General features: G+C 46.7%; 15 protein-coding genes. 8 read left to right on the plus strand and 7 right to left on the minus strand.

The annotated features are described in order from the left end of the window. Nucleotides 1-363: 363 nt before the first annotated feature. The 8 genes from BMW59_RS15255 to BMW59_RS15290 all read left to right on the plus strand — a co-directional run bounded on the left by BMW59_RS15255 (nucleotide 364) and on the right by BMW59_RS15290 (nucleotide 8,202). Nucleotides 364-1,911, plus strand: coding sequence for a 4-hydroxyphenylacetate 3-hydroxylase N-terminal domain-containing protein (locus BMW59_RS15255; protein ID WP_093054064.1), 1,548 nt, complete (start codon nucleotides 364-366; stop codon nucleotides 1,909-1,911). 343 nt (nucleotides 1,912-2,254) lie between these two features. After that, a complete protein-coding gene (locus BMW59_RS15260; RefSeq protein ID WP_093054065.1) occupies nucleotides 2,255-3,043 on the plus strand; it encodes a dioxygenase family protein in 789 nt (262 codons plus the stop codon). A 143-nt stretch (nucleotides 3,044-3,186) separates the two neighbouring features. Next, nucleotides 3,187-4,326: a muconate/chloromuconate family cycloisomerase gene (locus tag BMW59_RS15265; protein ID WP_177174371.1), complete on the plus strand. Its 1,140-nt coding sequence runs from the start codon at nucleotides 3,187-3,189 to the stop codon at nucleotides 4,324-4,326. Next, on the plus strand, nucleotides 4,326-4,793 hold the full coding sequence (locus tag BMW59_RS15270) for a DUF3237 domain-containing protein (RefSeq protein WP_093054067.1): 468 nt from the start codon (nucleotides 4,326-4,328) through the stop codon (nucleotides 4,791-4,793). The genes BMW59_RS15265 and BMW59_RS15270 overlap by 1 nt, the downstream gene beginning before the upstream one ends. Nucleotides 4,794-4,819: 26 nt before the next feature. Next, entirely contained in the window at nucleotides 4,820-5,674 is an 855-nt protein-coding gene (locus tag BMW59_RS15275; protein ID WP_093054068.1) for an alpha/beta hydrolase, read from the plus strand. Beyond that, the gene (locus BMW59_RS15280; RefSeq protein ID WP_177174372.1) at nucleotides 5,664-6,359 is read left to right on the plus strand and encodes a CoA transferase subunit A; all 696 of its coding nucleotides are present in this window, start codon (nucleotides 5,664-5,666) and stop codon (nucleotides 6,357-6,359) included. Before BMW59_RS15275 ends, BMW59_RS15280 begins: the two co-directional genes overlap by 11 nt. Continuing rightward, on the plus strand, nucleotides 6,349-6,996 hold the full coding sequence (locus BMW59_RS15285) for a 3-oxoacid CoA-transferase subunit B (protein WP_093054069.1): 648 nt from the start codon (nucleotides 6,349-6,351) through the stop codon (nucleotides 6,994-6,996). Before BMW59_RS15280 ends, BMW59_RS15285 begins: the two co-directional genes overlap by 11 nt. A gap of 3 nt (nucleotides 6,997-6,999) precedes the next feature. Continuing rightward, nucleotides 7,000-8,202: an acetyl-CoA C-acyltransferase gene (locus BMW59_RS15290; protein ID WP_093054070.1), complete on the plus strand. Its 1,203-nt coding sequence runs from the start codon at nucleotides 7,000-7,002 to the stop codon at nucleotides 8,200-8,202. 226 nt (nucleotides 8,203-8,428) lie between these two features. Here BMW59_RS15290 and BMW59_RS15295 read toward each other — a convergent pair whose 3' ends face one another. The 7 genes from BMW59_RS15295 to BMW59_RS15325 form a co-directional block, all read right to left on the minus strand. Continuing rightward, nucleotides 8,429-9,301, minus strand: a complete 873-nt coding sequence (locus tag BMW59_RS15295; RefSeq protein ID WP_093054071.1) for a dimethyl sulfoxide reductase anchor subunit family protein — start codon at nucleotides 9,299-9,301, stop codon at nucleotides 8,429-8,431. Nucleotides 9,302-9,314: 13 nt separating this feature from the next. Continuing rightward, nucleotides 9,315-9,854: a DMSO/selenate family reductase complex B subunit gene (locus BMW59_RS15300; RefSeq protein ID WP_093054072.1), complete on the minus strand. Its 540-nt coding sequence runs from the start codon at nucleotides 9,852-9,854 to the stop codon at nucleotides 9,315-9,317. Between the two features lie 28 nt (nucleotides 9,855-9,882). After that, entirely contained in the window at nucleotides 9,883-12,456 is a 2,574-nt protein-coding gene (locus BMW59_RS15305; RefSeq protein WP_093054073.1) for a molybdopterin-dependent oxidoreductase, read from the minus strand. Further along, the gene (locus BMW59_RS15310; RefSeq protein WP_093054074.1) at nucleotides 12,449-13,189 is read right to left on the minus strand and encodes a TorD/DmsD family molecular chaperone; all 741 of its coding nucleotides are present in this window, start codon (nucleotides 13,187-13,189) and stop codon (nucleotides 12,449-12,451) included. Before BMW59_RS15310 ends, BMW59_RS15305 begins: the two co-directional genes overlap by 8 nt. A 227-nt stretch (nucleotides 13,190-13,416) precedes the next feature. Then, nucleotides 13,417-13,971, minus strand: coding sequence for a 4Fe-4S dicluster domain-containing protein (locus BMW59_RS15315; protein ID WP_093054075.1), 555 nt, complete (start codon nucleotides 13,969-13,971; stop codon nucleotides 13,417-13,419). Beyond that, nucleotides 13,968-15,995, minus strand: a complete 2,028-nt coding sequence (locus BMW59_RS15320) for a molybdopterin-dependent oxidoreductase (RefSeq protein ID WP_093054076.1) — start codon at nucleotides 15,993-15,995, stop codon at nucleotides 13,968-13,970. The genes BMW59_RS15315 and BMW59_RS15320 overlap by 4 nt, the downstream gene beginning before the upstream one ends. Before the next feature lie 6 nt (nucleotides 15,996-16,001). Beyond that, complete coding sequence (locus BMW59_RS15325; protein ID WP_177174373.1) at nucleotides 16,002-17,264, minus strand: PucR family transcriptional regulator; 1,263 nt, start codon at nucleotides 17,262-17,264, stop codon at nucleotides 16,002-16,004. Between the last annotated feature and the right edge of the window lie 275 nt (nucleotides 17,265-17,539).

Genomic DNA, 17,539 nt, shown 5'->3' on the forward strand with positions numbered 1-17,539 from the left:
AACTTTTATATAATAACGATAACTTGCGGCTTGCTCCATTTCTCTTCTTTATAATATTATTCCCGAGCCCTGACCGGGAGAACTGCTTGCAGGCCCCAAAGACCCCTAATCCCTTTTATTCATCCTTTTTCCTTCATTAACTCTCTCTATAAGATTAACATAATTTCCCATTAGTTTCTTCCCTGAATCGAATTCCTCCTTCACCCTGCCTCCCTTCCTGTTCACTATAAAAACCGCAAAAAGTGAAAGAAGATCACAGATATTTCCTACGTTTTTACAGTGCAAATATAGGCATATTTGTTAAATAATGAAGGTATTGAAAGCGCTTCACTAATCTTCATTATTAAGGAGGAGGTACTTTTCATGATCACGGAACAAAAAACACAGCGGCCTTTAACAGGGGAAGAGTATTTGGAAAGTTTAAAGGACAACCGGGAAGTCTGGATTAATGGAGAAAGAGTCAAAGATGTCACCACCCACCCCGCTTTTCGAAACTCTGCCAGGTCGATTGCCACTCTCTACGATGCGCTGCACGATGATAAAACGAAAGACAAGCTGACAACGCCGACTGACACCGGCAATGGCGGGTACACTCAGAAATTTTTTCAGTTTGATCAATCAAAAGAAGATCTTCTCGGTTCACGTGACGCGATCGCTGAATGGGCAAAAATGACTTACGGACAGATGGGACGGTCCCCCGACTACAAAGCGGCTTTTCTCGCGACGTTAGGTGCCGACCCGGACTATTACGCCCCATATGAAGATAACGCGAAGTTCTGGTATAAAGAAGCGCAGGAACGAAACTGGTATTTTAACCATGCGATCATTAATCCGCCTGTCGACAGGAACAAACCGATGGAAGCTGTCCGTGATGTATTCGTCCGTGCCGAAGAAGAGACAGATGAAGGTGTTATCGTGAGCGGAGCGAAAATGGTCGCAACAGGCTCAGCCCTCACCCACTATAACTTTGTGGCCCACTACGGAGCGGTCCCGGTAGGTTCTGAAGAAATGGCCCTCGTCTTTGTGGCTCCAATGGACACGCCGGGTGTGAAACTGATCTGCCGGCAGTCGTATGAAATGCAGGCCGCGGTTATGGGAAGCCCGTTCGATTACCCGCTCAGCAGCCGGTTCGACGAAAACGATGCTGTTCTGATCTTTGACCGGGCGTTAATTCCTTGGGAAAACATACTTATTTATAAAGACGTTGAAAAGGCCAACAGCTTTTTCCCTGAAAGCGGCTTTCTCCACCGCTTCACGTTTCACGGGGTGACCCGTCTCGCAGTCAAACTGGATTTCATTTCAGGGTTGCTCATTAAGGCGGTTGAAACGAACGGTACCGACGAATTCCGCGGCGTGCAGGCAAATGTCGGCGAAGTACTGGCCTGGCGGAACATGTTCTGGGCAATAAGTGACGCGATGGCCATGAACCCAGATCCCGGGAGGAACGGCACGGTCCTCCCTAACTTGAATTACGGCCTCTCATACCGTGTGTTTATGTCGGAAGGCTGGTCCAATATTAAAAAGATTATTGAAAACGTCGTCGCCGGAAATTTAATTGTCCAGCCGTCAAGCTCGGCGGATTTCAAGAACTCTGAACTCAGGCCGCTCATCGACCGGTTGTACCGCGGGTCGAACGGCGTCACCTCTGAGGAAAAAATCAAACTCATTAAAATGCTCTGGGAAGTGGTCGGTACCGAGTACGGCGGACGCCATGAATTATATGAACGAAACTATTCGGGCAACCACGAAAACATCCGGCTCGAAAACTTAACGGCCGCCAGAAATTCAGGAGATGCGCAAGCTTACATTAATTTTGCCGAACAATGCATGGCTGACTATGATCTCGATGGCTGGGTGAATAAAACCTGGATGAACCCGGATGACGTGAACTTTTTCAAAAGTAACTTGTAACACACCATGAGGAGAAATGACCGGTGCACTTATGGCCCCAACGCACACTCAGATTGAAACTCATTCGTCATTACTGTGGGAGCTTATGTCGTGTGAAAAAAGAGAGGTCATTTCATCCACCCGGATCAGAAAGCTCCTCAAAAAAATGAACTGACAGAGGCTAGGCGACTGCTCGGAAGAAGCTGTTTAGAAACTTCTATTATATAAGTCTTGTTTTTAACATATAAAGGCAGGTGTTCGATTCACGATCAATCGTGTTTGCCTGCGCTTCACCCGTCTGAAACGGCCTTAGCGAAAGTGCCGCAGCCCCAAAATAAAACCTAAAATCCAAGGAGGAATTGATATGCAACAGCAGCAAGTAACTAAAAAGAATGAAAGAGTCGAGGAAGTCTTTAATCTATTTATCACCCACATTCAGCGCTTTCTGGAGGAAGCGAAGCTCAATCATGAAGAGTACACGAACTTTGTGAAATGGGCGGACAGGCTCGGCAGAAAAGGCGAACTTCCTTTGTTTGCTGATGTGTTCTTTGAAACCCATGTGCTGAATGCGATGTACAGCGATAAACCGGGAACGCAGCCTTCCCTTCTGGGGCCATATTTTCTTGAAGGAAGTCCGTTAATTGAGAGCGTGCCGGGCCAGCCGTGTGTCCTCACTCAGAGGCCGGATGAAGATGGTGAGGTCTTTTATTTCAAAGGCAATGTGAAAAATACAGACGGAAAACCGCTTGCCAATACTAAAGTGGAAATCTGGCATAACGATAACTCGGCGAAATATTCAGGGTTTGATTCCGATGCCCCTAAATATAATTTAAGAGGCCATTTATATACAGATGACAATGGGGATTTTGAAGTGAAAACGATAGTGCCGCTCCCTTATTCCATTCCTACTGAAGGGCCGACCGGTGAATTTCTCACCTACATGGATCAGCATTCGATGCGGCCGGCCCACCTCCACATCATGTTTGAGAAAGAAGCCCATGAAACACTGATCACGCAGGTCTTCTTCGAAGGGGATGAATGGCTCGACACCGATGTGGCCGAAGGGGTCAGGCCGGATCTCATGACTAAACTGGAAGACCACGGAGACCATAAACGGGCCTCGCTCGATTTCATTATGCGGACTGATGAATAAACAGCACGGCTGAAAAGGGGGTTTTTATAAGCCTCCTTTTTGGAGGTTTCAGAAGGAACAGGAAAGGGGCCGCTGAACGGTCCCTCCCCCACACGTTAAAACTTTCATCAATGGTAAGAAAATACGTAAAAAGGAAGGTGCGTATGGAAAAAATCACTATTAAACAGATCACTACCGAACTGATTGATATTCCGATTAAACGGCCCCACCAGTTTTCAGCCGTTAAAGTCTCTTCAAAAAGCTTCCTGCTCCTTCGAATCGAACTGAGCAATGGATATACCGGCATCGGCGAAGGGACGACACCGGGAATCTTCTGGAACGGCGAAAGTGTGGAAACGATGAAAGTGGTCATCGACAACTATATGGCTCCCCTTATTATCGGGGAAGACGCTGTGAAACTTGAAAGCCTGCTGCAGACACTCAACCGGCAGGTCCGCGGAAACCATTTTGCGAAAGCAACCATTGAAATGGCTCTTTTTGACGGACTCGGTAAAACGTACGATGTGCCTGTCCATCAGCTGTTAGGCGGTCTTTGCCGGGACCGGCTTAATGTGCGCTGGGCCCTCGCCTCCGGAACGCCTGAAGGAGATATTAATGAAGCAAAAGAGGCGGTGCAGTCAGGTAAGTATGATGTTTTTAAAATAAAGTCAGGGAAAGAATCGGCGCGAAAGGATGCCGAACGGTCTCTTCTCATCGCAGGCGGGATTAAAGGCTACTCGACGATCGGCATCGATCCAAACGGGTCGTGGGATCGTTTAACGGCAATGAGCTGGATGGACGCGTTCTTTGAAGCGAGAATCGATTTTCTCGAACAGCCCCTTGCCCCTTACGACATTGAAGGACTCGCCAAGCTCACAGCGATGAAAAAAGTGCCGGTGATGGCTGATGAGAGTGTCGCTACGATCCATGATGCGATCAGACTGGCGAAAGAACAAGCCGTGCATATTTTTTCATTAAAAATCCATAAAGCTGGCGGATTGAAAAATACGATAAAAGTGGCGGGCATTGCGGAAGCGGCGGGTATCTCCTGCTTTGGCGGCACCTCGCTCGAAAGCTCCATCGGCACGGCCGCCTGCCTGCATGCTTACGGCTCAATCCCTAACCTGGATTACGGCTGTGAATTATTCGGACCGGACTGGCTTGCTGACGAGATCGTCCGGGACCCGGTCGTGTGCAAGGAAGGGCAAATTTATGTGCCGGATAAGCCCGGGCTTGGGATCGAACTGGATGAACAGAAAGTCCAGTTATACGCGAGAAAAGAAAAAGTGGGAGGCGTTCACTAATGAGACATTTGCCTCCTCCTTCCCTTTCGTTTTTAGCAGACATGGAATTGACGATTGAAGGTGCCCATCTGCCTGGTAAAACGCCAAACGGCACAAGGCGGATTATACGTGTCACCGGCGGCGCACTGCGTGGAGACCATTTAAATGCAGACGTGGTGCCCGGCGGCGATGACTGGATTATCGTCCGTGACGATGGGACGATCATTCAGAATGTGCGCATCCTTTTACAGACGGTAGAAGAAGACCTCATTATGATGACTTACCGGGGGATCCGGACAGGCGTACCCGACGTACTCGCCCGGCTGGACCGGAACGAAGCAGTCGATCCGGATGACTATTACTTCAGGACCTCCCCCATTTTCGAAACAGCCTCAGAAAAGTATGACTGGCTGAATAAACGGATGTTTATTTCAAAGGGGATCCGCCTGCCGGACCGGGTCAACTACTCCATCTATACGGTGGAATAACTAAAGATAGAGAGGGTGCTAGTCTTATGGGACAGCAGATAGTTACGGAAAATGGCAGATCACTTTATGTGGAGGACTCACCGGGGACGAAAGGGACCATTATCGCTGTCCACGGGCTGACCGGACACCATAAACAGTTTATGCATTACCGGAAAGCCTTGGCCGGGAACTTCCGCTTTATCAGTTATGACCTTCCGGGACGCGGAAACAGCGGTCCTGCTCTACAAGATACATCTATATTTCAGCATGCTGATGATTTAACTACCCTCATCCACACGCTGAAAATAGAGAGACCCATTTTGATGGGCTATTCCATGGGGGCGTATATTTGTGCGCTTGCAGCCGCTAATGAATCAATTACCCCGAAGGCACTTATCCTGCTTGATGGCGCAGGGGAAGCGGATGACATGGCAAGGGATCTGGTCCTCCCCTCCCTGGACAGAATGAAAAAGGCGTATCCGTCGAAAGACAGCTATGCGATGGATATGAGAAGCCTCTACAGAAAACTGAACGTGAACTGGACTGACAGAATGGAAGATTATGTGCGCTATGAACTCGCACGGGGCAGCAGCAGCTGGCGTCATAAGTCTGATCCTGCTCTTATCGAACAGGATTTTGAAAGTTTTTATGCCTTTGAGCCTTCAGACCTCCGAGGCTTGATCACCTGCCCCGTCTTCCTTTTGATTGCCACCGGCCATCTCGCGGGTCATCGCTCCCTTTTTACGAAAAAATCTTATGAGCCGGTAAAGCGCGTGTTCAAGGAATTGCATGTTGAAGAAACTTCCCAGAATCATTATGAAATCGTATTAAATAACCAGCCTGACATTATCGAACGAATTATTAATTTTTTAACGATGGAGGGCATTGTCCATGGTCATTAATAAGATAAGTATAGCTGAGCAAGTCATAACGAAAGTGCAGACTGGCGACACTCTGATGGTGGGAGGCTTCGGGCTGGTCGGGAGTCCGTTAACGTTAATCGACGCATTAACACACCACGATGCCGCGGATTTGACCATTATCAGCAACAACGTTGGAGAAGCCGGAAAAGGATTAGGCCTTCTGTTGAGGCAGGACCGGCTGAAAAAAGCCGTCGGCTCCTATTTTACTAGCAACCGGGAGGTAGCGAAATGGTACAACGAAGGCTTGCTTGAACTGGAGCTTCTCCCTCAGGGGACTTTCTCGGAGGCGATCCGTGCAGGCGGCGCCGGAATCGGAGGCTTTTACACAAAAACGGCCGTAGGAACCGATCTGGCCGCCGGAAAAGAAACGAAGCTGATTGACGGAGAGACATACGTGCTGGAGAAACCGTTAAAAGCGAATGTAGCGCTCGTCCGGGCATGGAAAGCAGATACGAAAGGAAACCTCATTTATTACAAAACAGCCAGAAATTTTAATCCGCTAATGGCGTCAGCGGCCGATTATGTAATCGCCGAGGTTGACGAAATAGTAGACGAGGGCAACCTGTCTCCAGAAGAAATAGTCACCCCTCACCTGTATGTAGATGCGATTGTCGAAAGCCGGCTCATTTTAACGCGGGAAGGGGTGGTCGAACGTGACATCTAAAGAACGGATCGCCAAAAAAGCCGCGGAGCAACTCGTCCCCCATTCCATTATCAATCTGGGAATTGGCATTCCTACTCTCGTCGCTAATTATCTGGACAAAGACGCTTACTATCTCCATACGGAAAACGGGCTACTCGGCGTCACATCAGTCGCCGAAGAAGATGTTGATCCACTTTTAGTGAATGCAGGCAAGCTCCCTGTTGGTGAAGCCACCGGCGCCTCCTACTTTCACAGCGCCGATTCCTTTTCTATGATCCGCGGGGGCCATATCGACGTCGCCATTCTTGGTGCTCTCCAGGTTGATTCCAAAGGTATGGTCGCCAACTGGGCGATCCCGGGCAAAGATATCATCGGCGTAGGCGGCGCCATGGACTTGCTCGTCGGAGCCAAAAAAATAATTATTACGACGAATCACGTGGCAAAAGACGGGACACCAAAATTTGTGGAGGAATGCACCTACCCGGTAACATCCACTCGGCAGGCGGACATTCTTATTACTGAACTGGCTGTTTTTCAGTGGAAAAACGGGAGATACGAACTGACCGAATTAATGGGAGACACGAACCTGAAAGATGTGGAAGAAAACACGACCGCGTTTTACAAAGTCAGTGAGCAGCTTTTGGAAAAGAGGAGATAGACGATGAATGAGGCAGTGATAGTAGACGCAGTCAGAACACCGATCGGTCGGTATAAAGGCGCACTAAAAGATGTGCGCCCGGATGATCTTGGCGCAGCTGTTATAAAAAGCTTGATAAAACGCAATCCTGAGCTTCCGCCTGATGCCATAGATGATGTGATTTTCGGGAATGCGAACGGGGCTGGAGAAGATAACCGCAATGTGGCGCGGATGTCTCTTCTCCTCGCCGGACTGCCGGTATCTGTCGGTGGCACGACGGTTAACCGCCTGTGCGGCTCAAGCCTTGATGCCGTCAGTTCCGCTGCCCGGGCGATTCTCTCAGGGGAACAGGAGATAATAATCGCAGGCGGAACAGAAAGCATGACGCGTGCCCCATTTGTTATAAAAAAACCTGACAAAGACTACCCGCGGGGCAACATGGAAATGGTTGATACGACAATCGGCTGGCGGTTCCCTAACCCAAAACTGGCGGAGATGTATGGGATTGATTCGATGCCTGAAACCGCTGAACATGTAGCTGAACGGTTTCACATTACCCGGGAAGCGCAGGACGCGTTTGCCTATGAGAGTCAGCAAAAAGCGAGAGCGGCTATGGAAAAAGGACGATTTAAGGATGAAATAATTCCGGTGACCTACAGAGACAGGAAAGGAAACGAAGTAACTGTTGAGCAGGACGAACATCCGCGCCCTGAAACGACTTTACAAAAATTAAGTACCCTCTCCCCTCTTTTTCCAGACGGGACGGTAACCGCAGGAAACGCCTCAGGGGTGAATGACGGCGCCTCCGCCCTTCTAATTATGAAAGCGGAAACGGCAAAAGCTTACGGATTAAAGCCGCTCGTTCGTTTTAAGGGATCGGCAACGGCCGGCGTCGAGCCGTCCATTATGGGGATCGGACCGGTCGCTTCCACTGAAAAACTGCTGCAGCGGCTGTCTATGAATATGAGTGATATCGATCTTGTGGAACTGAACGAGGCGTTTGCGTCCCAGTCAGTCGCGTGCATCAGGGAACTGGGATTACAGCCCGAGCGGGTGAACGTAAACGGCGGTGCCATCGCCTTTGGCCATCCGCTCGGAGCAAGCGGTGCAAGGATTTTAACTACGCTGATTTATGAAATGAAAAAACGCGAGGCCTCCATCGGGCTCGCGACAATGTGCATTGGGGTGGGGCAAGGGATCTCGGTAATGGTGGAGAATATGGCATGAAGAGGCCCGAATCGCCCGCGGCCTCCCCTGTGAGGGCTTGTCCTCTGTGAGGGCTTGTCCTCTGTGAGGGCTTGTCCTCTGTGAGGGCTTGTCCTCTGTGAGGGAAAAAAATGAGCGTCCTGAAGCGAAAACCAGCTCGAGCTGATTATAAATAAAAAGCACCTTAACTGTTAGTATATCTAACATTTGAGGTGCTTTCATAATCGAAGAGATTAACCGGGCTTTATTAACCGATATTCATAGGAATACCGGAAATATAAAACAAATAACGTCCTGTAAATTCACCGATCAGCACTAAGGCAACAGCCACATAAATAAAGGCCGGGATATGCTTTGTGAGACGGTCAGCATAGCGGTAGAAGCTGTAAATTAATAATCCTCCTCCTGCGATCGTCAGCAGCCATCTTAGTAACATGGTCCATGCATGATTTTCAAAAAGCAGATTTAAAGACATTTGGGCGGCAGGCGCCCCCCCGGCCAAGCTAGTCAGGTAGACTGGCAGAACGATGAGCTGAACAATAATGGCTCCTGCAGCAACAAAGCCGGCTTTTTTCATAAATGAGACGTAAGGAGAAGTAAAGAATTCTTTTCGGTCAAAGACCATAAAGCACAGTCCGGCTCCCACTACTCCATAGATGACAGTCGTACCAAAGTATGCCACATACGTATTGACATGCATCCAGGCAGGAATAATAGTAGTCACATACACACTTGCCATCGCGTATACAGTGCCAATACCCGCTACGGCAGTAATCCAGCTGATGACGTCAATCGATTTCTGTGTATGCGAGACAGCATAGGTCGCCACGAGAAGAGCCAGAAACACTCCGGCTAACAGGATCTCCCTTGCCAACCAGGAGGAGCCCGCGTTTGATAGTGCGTAAAACGCGTTAGAGATAGACCCTAAGTGGAACATGGACATAACGATAGCCATAGCCATTAATACTGTAAGCGCAAGTAAACTAGGTTTCAGCCAGCGTAAGTCAGTTATGCCTTTTCGTTTTAATACAAACCTTGCGGCCATGAGAACAATAAACGTGCCGACAGCTAACTGGCCGAATAACGTAAAGAATATAAGCGGCCATTCTTGACTAAACATTGTAATCCCCCCTTTAGCGTGATTTTTGTTTCACCACTATATTTGGCTTGGTAATGTCAAGATCCGGGAAGTAGCGGATGGACTGGTTGGTACCGTACTTTTCCTTCAGCTCTTCAATATCACCATAGTCGATTGCCCGCATCGTGCACGCAGACACACAGGCAGGATCTTCATTATTTTCAAGCAGATCCTTACAGAAGTCACACTTAGCCACTTTTCCCTCTTCTTTCAGATATACCGGCCCATCGTAAGGACATGACCACATACACATCTTACACCCGACACATTTGGAATGATCAAAATCAACAATACCGTCTTCACGTTTATGCATTGCGCCTGTTGGACAGTTTTCAACACATTTAGGCTTATCACAATGGTTACAGCTTATCGTGACGTGATCGACATAAGGACTTGGAAACGATCCTCCTTCAAAATCATGCACTTCCCGAAACAATTCGCCTGTTTTAAGATCATTCTTATCTTTACATGCTATCTGACAGCCTTTACAGCCGATACACGTTTCAAGGTCATAATAGAATCCCATTTGTCCCATCTCATTTCCCTCCTTTTAATCCAAATTATTAAACAGTGCGAGGCTCCCACAGTTTATCAAGCTTTAAGTCTTTCCCTTCCCATTTTCGGAAATCACAGATCGTTGAGTTCCAGCCAGATATTGCCTGTCCTGTGGCAATCGCACCAGTTAAAATATTATCTGATCCGGCTTTATCGATGTCTTTTTCTTCATCCATTTCTACCCACGCCCCATGCATGAGGCCGATTGTGCCTGGAATCAGCCGCTCTGTGACGTGAGCAATCCGTAAAGTTTTCCCGTGCTTACTTTCAATAACCACCGTGTCTCCGCTTTTAACTCCTCGCTCTCTTGCATCAGCCGTACTCACATAAACGTCGTTAGGCCAAGCTTCCCTGAGCCAAGGATTATTATCAAAAATAGTATGGGCACGTCTCAAATAATGAGGATTGATGACTTGAAGCGGATAGTCGCCTTTTTCCTTCGCCTGAAAGTTCTTATACGTGTCCTCGTATCCTTCTGTAGCAGGATTATAAGTCGGGATCGGGTCAATTTCTGTAAAGCCGATTCCTTTTACATACTCTGCCAGGGCTTCCGAATAAATTTCAAGCTTTCCTGTAGCAGTTTCCAACGGATTAGCTTCAGGGTCTTTACGGAACGCTTCCTGGGCTATATACCCGTAATTATCACCCGGTTTCCGTTCGACTTGGTAGACGCCCTTTTCTTCAAGTTCACTTACGGTGATGCGCCCCTTCTGCGGCTCGCCTTCCACGCCCCATTCAGTGATATCTTTATCTGTGATCGTCACTAAAGGCTCGTAGTCCGTGCCTGCTTTATTAATGACCTGGGCACCTGCAATCTGATTAAACAGCTGCTGTCGCGGTGACACATCTCCATAAACTTCTTCTGCTGTGAAACCGAGTTTCATTCCAATTTCCGTTGTAATCTGGGCATCATCTTTACATTCAAATAGCGGATCGATCACATTTCGGTAATAAAATAACGCGTCCCTGTTACCGACGTTGAAGCCGCCTTCCCGCTCCCATGGCGTCGTCGCTGGCAGGACAATATCAGAGTATTTAGCATTAGTGGTAATAAAATGGCCGTTCGTTACGACGAATTCCACGTTTTTGTGTACGTCAATGCCTTTTGACTGGCCGTCACGCGTCTGCAAAGTGGCTCCCATGCCGTGATAAATCATCTGAATATCTATGTCACGTTTGTCATTATAGCCGGCCGTGTATTCTCCCTTGAGGATCGCGTCCCACATCTCTGCATGCACCAGGCTGTCCGACACGTCGTTTTCTGCCCCCGGAGGCACCCCGCTGCCCCCGCCCATCACAAGTCTTGGACCGCCGTTCCCTGTACCGAAGTGGCAGCTGACACCGGTCATTCTTCCCGGCTGAGCCATATGCCCTGTCATAGCACCAAAGGTCATAAACATTTGCGGCCATGAATCAGAATTTTTTATTCTTGCCGGGGCCCATCCTGTCAGTAAGGCAACTCGGTTAGTAGAGGCTATGTCACGGGCAATCCTGCGAATGACCCCAGCCTCAACTCCTGAAATCTCACTGGCCCATTCGGCTGTTTTTGGCTGTCCGTCATGTGTTCCGAGCACATAATCTTTAAAGTTAGCCTCTTTGTCCGCCCCTTCAGGCATCATCTCCTGGTCAAACCCTACAGTACAAGATTTCAGAAAATCCCAGTCAATGAGAGGGTTTGAATCCGGATCATCTTCTTCAATAAGCGTATGAGCCATTCCAAGCATAAGGGCGTGATCTGTCCCAGGGTGAACCGGTACCCACTCATCGCCGAGAAGTTCGGCAGACTCCGAGTACATTGGGTCGATCACAATCACTCTCGCTCCCGCTTTCTTCGCCTGCAGGAAGTTATACGTCGGCGACCCCGGTGAACTCCATGCCGGGTTCAACCCCCATAGGACAATAAGCTGCGAATTGCGAAGGTCCATCCGGTCATTGATGCTATGCTCAAAATATCCTTCTTGAAGGCCAAAGTAGGCGGGTCCCCAACGCCACGATCCCCATGAGGTCGTTCCCCAAGTCCCTACGTGACCGCCAACCAGATTTAAGGCCCGTCCAATATCTCCTCCTGTAACAAGGATCGAACGGTTACTGTATTTGTTTCTGATTCTCTCAATTTCACTTGCGACGATACCGGTCGCTTCATCCCAGGAAATACGCACCCATTCATCGTTCCCGCGTAACTCCTTATTTCCTCCACCCGGCTCCCAATGTTTACGTTTCATTGGATATTTAAGCCGGTCCACACCATAAACTTGCTGGCGCTGTGACCGTCCCCGGACACAGGCGCGCTGTTGAGGGTTATCTGGTGAGTCCTCACGGGTATCATCCGTTTTCACACGTTTGACAATCCCATCAACTACTTCTGCTTTGAGTAAACAACGCCCTCCGCAGTTATGCCAGCATGCGGCAGGAATCCATTCGCCTTCTGAAGATTGGAGCTCTTCTGCCTGTACCGCTGTCAACTTCTGAAGCTTGTTCCGTGAAGCGGGAAATACTGCCCCGGCAGTTACTGCTGCGCCCGCTCCTATAAAGGTACGCCTGCTGAATTTGTGCTCTTTTACTTTATTCAAAAATTCAAACATCCTCTGTCACCTCCGTTTTGGTATTGACACTCAGTAACAAAAATTCACTTAATTCATTCAGCAGCAGCCGGTCCAATTGAAGTGCCCCCTCAAGAACAGCGGCCACCCCTTTATAAAACGGCATATGGGCTGCTGTTTCCATTTCCTTTCGGAAAGAGGGAATCCAGGAAAAAAGATGCTGTTCAATGAAAATGATTTGATCTCTTATACACGATTGCGCTTTGCCGAACTCTTCTCTCTCTAAAAGAGAAGCTGTCTCTTTAGTCAGCCGGTACATAAAATCGAGTTCATAACCAATGTGGTCCTCAGCTTCAGAGCCAAAATTTTTTAACTGAAAACCATACTTCGCATAAGCTTTTCTTATTTGCTGTGTCTCATTTTGGAAGAGCAGCCTTCCATCGCCTGAGTACGCTGAGGCCCACGGCGGTGCAGGAAGTTCATAAGGTCCTACAAACATTCTTGTATAATCCCAATGTAAATCTTCAAAATCCTGTTTTCTGCGGCTGTCATATGATTCCATCGCTTCAGCAGCCAGCATGCAGCCTTTTTGCAGCAAAGGATTTGAATCCTGAAATGGAAATTCTTTAAAAATCATGGATTCCTTTATTTCTAATAAGAGCTGTTCTGTCGGTTCAGAAAGAAATAATTGCCTGAGCAAATTATAATAATGTGTTCGAACCTCAATAAGTGACAGAACCTGCCTCATATCGATGGTTGTATTTGAAGAAGCCACTCTCCTCACCCCTAACGTTTTGTATGCTGTATTTGAACGGGCCCTTTGTTCACTTTAATCGTAATAGATAATTTCTTCTGTTTCTTTAGCCATGAACGAAAATTTACTCTAAGGCTTTTGTACAGGATGACAAAGAAAATGTGGCAGAAAGGTGTCTGTGATTTAGCACCGCGGCTAAGCTTTTTCTTGGGACATAAAAAAAAGAAACCGTGGGATTTCACGGTTTCTTAGATTAAGAAATAGCGTTTCTTTTTTTTCGGTGCAATCAAGCGGATGGAGGGATAAGTGAAAGAGGAATCAAACAAGCCAGGGAGGTCCTTCTTCCACTGCTTGTCAGGCAAGACAGGAAGAATATCTATATCCCCAACCATTAGCGCTGAGGTGGTGCACGCTTCTGTACACGCCGGGAGTTTCCCCCGATCAAACCTTTCGTGACACAATTCACATTTTCGTGCTTTCGGACCAAGGGAACTGTCAACAATTTGAATAGCCCGGTATGGACAGGAATTTACACACTTTTCGCATCCATTGCATCTCGCTTCTTCAATCTTAACGACCCCGTCACGGCGCTTAATAAATGCTTGTTCAGGACACACTCTCATACACTCCGGATTGTCACAATGGTTGCATGACAAAGATAAATAATGAGTCGTTTGCGAGGGGTCCACTCTTCGAAAACTACTGGCAGTCCTCTCCCTGTTTTCATTGATACAAGCGGCTACACACGCATGGCAGGAGACACACCGGTCGGCTCTGAACAGGAAACCAATTTGTTTTATCATCTCCCTGTCTCCTCAAGTTTCACAATATAAGCTTGCGTATCAAAAAACTCAGAAGTCTCTCCAGATCCTTCTAAACAGGCCGGTTTATACCCGGAGAGTTCATTAACCGGGTGATCTCCCCCCTGCCTTAATACCAGCACATTTCCAGGTATGAGGCTATCAATTTTTACATGACGCTCTATTTCACTATGTTCGTTAAAAAGGAGTACCTTATCATTTGTTTGAAGGCCAAGTGAGGCCGCCAGGGATGAAGATATTTTCACTTCAGACACTTTCAGAAAATCCTGGATGGTAACACGTGGTTCAAACTGTGAATGGATGTGCAGCAGGGACTGCGGCGATAACACTTTGAACGGTCCTTTTGTATGGTTAATTGTTACCTTTTCACTTACATCATTTTTCCACTCCGTAAAAAATGTTTTTGAGGCATCCTTTTCTGAATAAAAAGTAACCCCGTCCGCCTGCTTCATTAATTGAGAGTTCTCATTAAGCACAGCTGGCCTTATCCGTAGCTCCTCCCAGGAGGAAATCGGGTATCGTCCCTTTGGAAGCGAAGCCACTTCTTTTGATAACCAGTCTCTCTCAGACAGGTCGGTCCGGAAGGATGACATCCCTGGACGTTTGCTGTTAATGACCATTGCAAGCTCCCTGGCAATCTGTAAATCACTTTTTACATTCCCTGCCGGTTTTATGGCAGGCTCATTAAGAGACAGCCAGTGATTCCAGTAGCTTACATGTAAGTCCCAATGCTCGAAGTGAGTCGTGACTGGAAGGACCAGGTCGGCAAGTTCTGCGGTTTTAGTTAAAAATAAATCACTTACAACTACCAGATCCATTTCTTTCATTAAATGTATCCATTCATTAACATTTTCATCCTGGCTTAAAGGATTTCTGGAAAACAGCCAGAGAAACTCTACTGGCGGATCTTGCAGGGTGGGCAGCTGATTAGAGAACTTCCGGAAATCTATGTTTCGGCAGGTTTCTGCATCGGTAATATGATCATTTACGAGCCTGTTTGGCATCTGGAACAATTCAGGATGGAAATAATAAACGTCCCTTTTGGACTTAAACATATATTCTGCCATTAGAGAGACAGCGTCTATCATTCTGACACTGGCCGAACTGCCATAATGGCGCTGAGCTCCATAACCAATCCAGGCAGCAGCGTTTTTACTGGACTTATATATGTCAGCGAGCTCTTTAACAGCTTCAAAGGCTACTCCGCATTTATTAAGCAGAAAATCCATTTCACATTGCAACAGCTCTTTTTTTAGCATGTCCCAGCCTCGAATTTTAAAGGCGTCTGTACTGTTCCGGATGAGTAATAGCTTTAAAACAGCAGCGGCAAGCCAAAGATCCTGGCCCGGACGTACCTGTATATAGATATCCGCCGTTTTAGCCGTTTCGGTAAAAAGAGGATCTATAACTACGAGAGGCGCCCCCTGATCCCTTGCTGTATGAATAAATTTCATCTGGTGGATATTTGTAACTGCCGGATTAGAGCCCCAAATGATAATGGCATCGGCAAAAGCCATATTTTCCGGGCGGGGTGAATATTCCGTCCCCCTCTGAAACCTGAGGGACTCCCTTCCTGTTCCTAAACACGGATTTCCTGCAGCTTTCGTATGAGCACCAAGACTATGAAAGAAACCTTCCATCGCATTATGGAGCAGACCAAGATTTCCTGAAAATTTATTGTAAGCAAGCGCCAGGTGAGTCTGGTGTTTATCATACAGCGAAATAATTTTGTCAGAGATGATGTTATAGGCTTCTTCCCAGGAAATTTCATTCCATTGCCCTGAGCCGCGCTTTTCCTGAAAGAGAGGAGTAAGTAACCTTTTTGAACTGTAAACGTATTCAGGATATGAGTACCCTTTAGCACACAGCTTCCCTTTGGAAAAACCGTGTAAAGGATCTCCTGCCACTTTAATCACTCTTCCATTTACTACCTTGGTCACCATACTGCACGTAGAGAAGCAGTTTCGAGGGCACACATTCCGTACAAATTGTGTTTTTTCATTCATTCGCCTCTACCTCCGCCCTGTCCGCAAACGATCTCTCATTTTTGCTAAAGACTCTATTTGGAACGCCATAGAGAATTTAATAATCACAGATAAATCGTTCAGGTCTATATCCAGCAGCTCTTCTATTTTCGTCAGCCGGTAACGTACAGAATTACGGTGCATATGCATCGCTTCTGAAGTCTTTTTTAAATCAAGATCATTTTTAATATACGCACGTAAAGCTTCTATTAAATCCGCTTCGGTCTTTTCATCATGCATAATTAATTCATCGAGCGTATCATGGTAGTATTCATATAGTTCCTGTGGGTCATGGGAGTAAAGCAGTTTCAGCAAACCAATGTCCTGGAAGAAAATAACCGTTTCTCCTATTTTACTGATGCCAATTTCCCTTGCGACTCTAGCTTCCTGATACGACCGGAAATAATCTTTCCCATAAGCATACGGGCGGCCAATTCCAACGTGAAACTCCCGGTCCCCACTAATTTTTTCAATGCTCTTTATTAGTAATGAAATAGAATCACGTATTTTCTTTTCATTTTCTTTTATTTTGCTAATATGTTTTACTGGATAAAATAATATAATCTCGTTTCTTTTTTTTAGCATCATTGGGTTTATCAGCTGTTTTATTAAGGTGGTTTCCCACTTCCGCATACAGCGTTCCAAAAGAACCTCGTCACCCGTGAGAGTGTCAAATTTTTGTAACTCAAAAGCAATAACCGTATGCGGTGCATTTAAACCCCAATTCCATGTTTCAGCCTGGGCTCGAATATTTCCCTCTTCTTTTAAATTTCCGTATAACAAATCATAGAGGAAAGCTTCTTTAAAACGCAGCCCTTGTTGTAATACTTCTTTTCTTTTGCGGTTTTCAGCCTGAATAGCAGTTGAGAAAAATACCAGCATTTTTTGAAAATCATCTCTATTAAAAGAAGGGCGCTCAAAAATTTCATCGTTCACATACAGAAAACCTGCTCTTTCTAAATTGTCAGATACAAGCTCAAATCTGCGGGCAGTCCACTCTTCATTTCTTAAACGGTCAAAAACAATAGAAGGATTACCATCCAGTACATCAATATATTCGAGCCCTTTGTAACTCTTATTTTCATCTGCAAAGGCAAGTGTCTGGAAAATATCGTCAGTTAATACAGCCTGAACCTTGTAGGACGTACATATTGTTTGCAGCATGCCTGAATAACTCTTGCCAGCAGCCAAGTCATTCATCATTTTAACTGGGATTGTGCTGTGTAAATCTAACTTCTGATTACGATCCACCCTTATCACCCCCATACAGTCTAATACTATTGTCTCATAATTTATAAGTCTTCAGTTCGGGCTAATTCGACAAATAGATGAAAACTAGTTTAGTTAAGATATAATTATATGAATTTTTTCTTATCTGATATTTAGAATACCTTTGTATCCACAGCAGGAATGATAAAATAGCATCAGCTCTAATCGAGTAGGAGGAGGGTTCGACCCTCCGTCCTCTCACACCACCGTACGTACGGTTCTCGTATACGGCGGTTCAATGAGTTGAGTGATGCTTT

Source organism: Salipaludibacillus aurantiacus (genome assembly GCF_900111295.1).
Taxonomy (GTDB): domain Bacteria; phylum Bacillota; class Bacilli; order Bacillales; family Salisediminibacteriaceae; genus Salipaludibacillus; species Salipaludibacillus aurantiacus.

Coding starts and splice junctions, on each gene's coding strand:
- BMW59_RS15280 (WP_177174372.1), top strand. CDS start 5,664: ATGGTCATTAATAAGATAAGTATAGCTGAGCAAGTCATAACGAAAGTG.
- BMW59_RS15255 (WP_093054064.1), top strand. CDS start 364: ATGATCACGGAACAAAAAACACAGCGGCCTTTAACAGGGGAAGAGTAT.
- BMW59_RS15320 (WP_093054076.1), bottom strand. CDS start 15,995: ATGAATGAAAAAACACAATTTGTACGGAATGTGTGCCCTCGAAACTGC.
- BMW59_RS15305 (WP_093054073.1), bottom strand. CDS start 12,456: ATGTTTGAATTTTTGAATAAAGTAAAAGAGCACAAATTCAGCAGGCGT.
- BMW59_RS15295 (WP_093054071.1), bottom strand. CDS start 9,301: ATGTTTAGTCAAGAATGGCCGCTTATATTCTTTACGTTATTCGGCCAG.
- BMW59_RS15260 (WP_093054065.1), top strand. CDS start 2,255: ATGCAACAGCAGCAAGTAACTAAAAAGAATGAAAGAGTCGAGGAAGTC.
- BMW59_RS15300 (WP_093054072.1), bottom strand. CDS start 9,854: ATGGGACAAATGGGATTCTATTATGACCTTGAAACGTGTATCGGCTGT.
- BMW59_RS15290 (WP_093054070.1), top strand. CDS start 7,000: ATGAATGAGGCAGTGATAGTAGACGCAGTCAGAACACCGATCGGTCGG.
- BMW59_RS15275 (WP_093054068.1), top strand. CDS start 4,820: ATGGGACAGCAGATAGTTACGGAAAATGGCAGATCACTTTATGTGGAG.
- BMW59_RS15270 (WP_093054067.1), top strand. CDS start 4,326: ATGAGACATTTGCCTCCTCCTTCCCTTTCGTTTTTAGCAGACATGGAA.
- BMW59_RS15315 (WP_093054075.1), bottom strand. CDS start 13,971: ATGATAAAACAAATTGGTTTCCTGTTCAGAGCCGACCGGTGTGTCTCC.
- BMW59_RS15265 (WP_177174371.1), top strand. CDS start 3,187: ATGGAAAAAATCACTATTAAACAGATCACTACCGAACTGATTGATATT.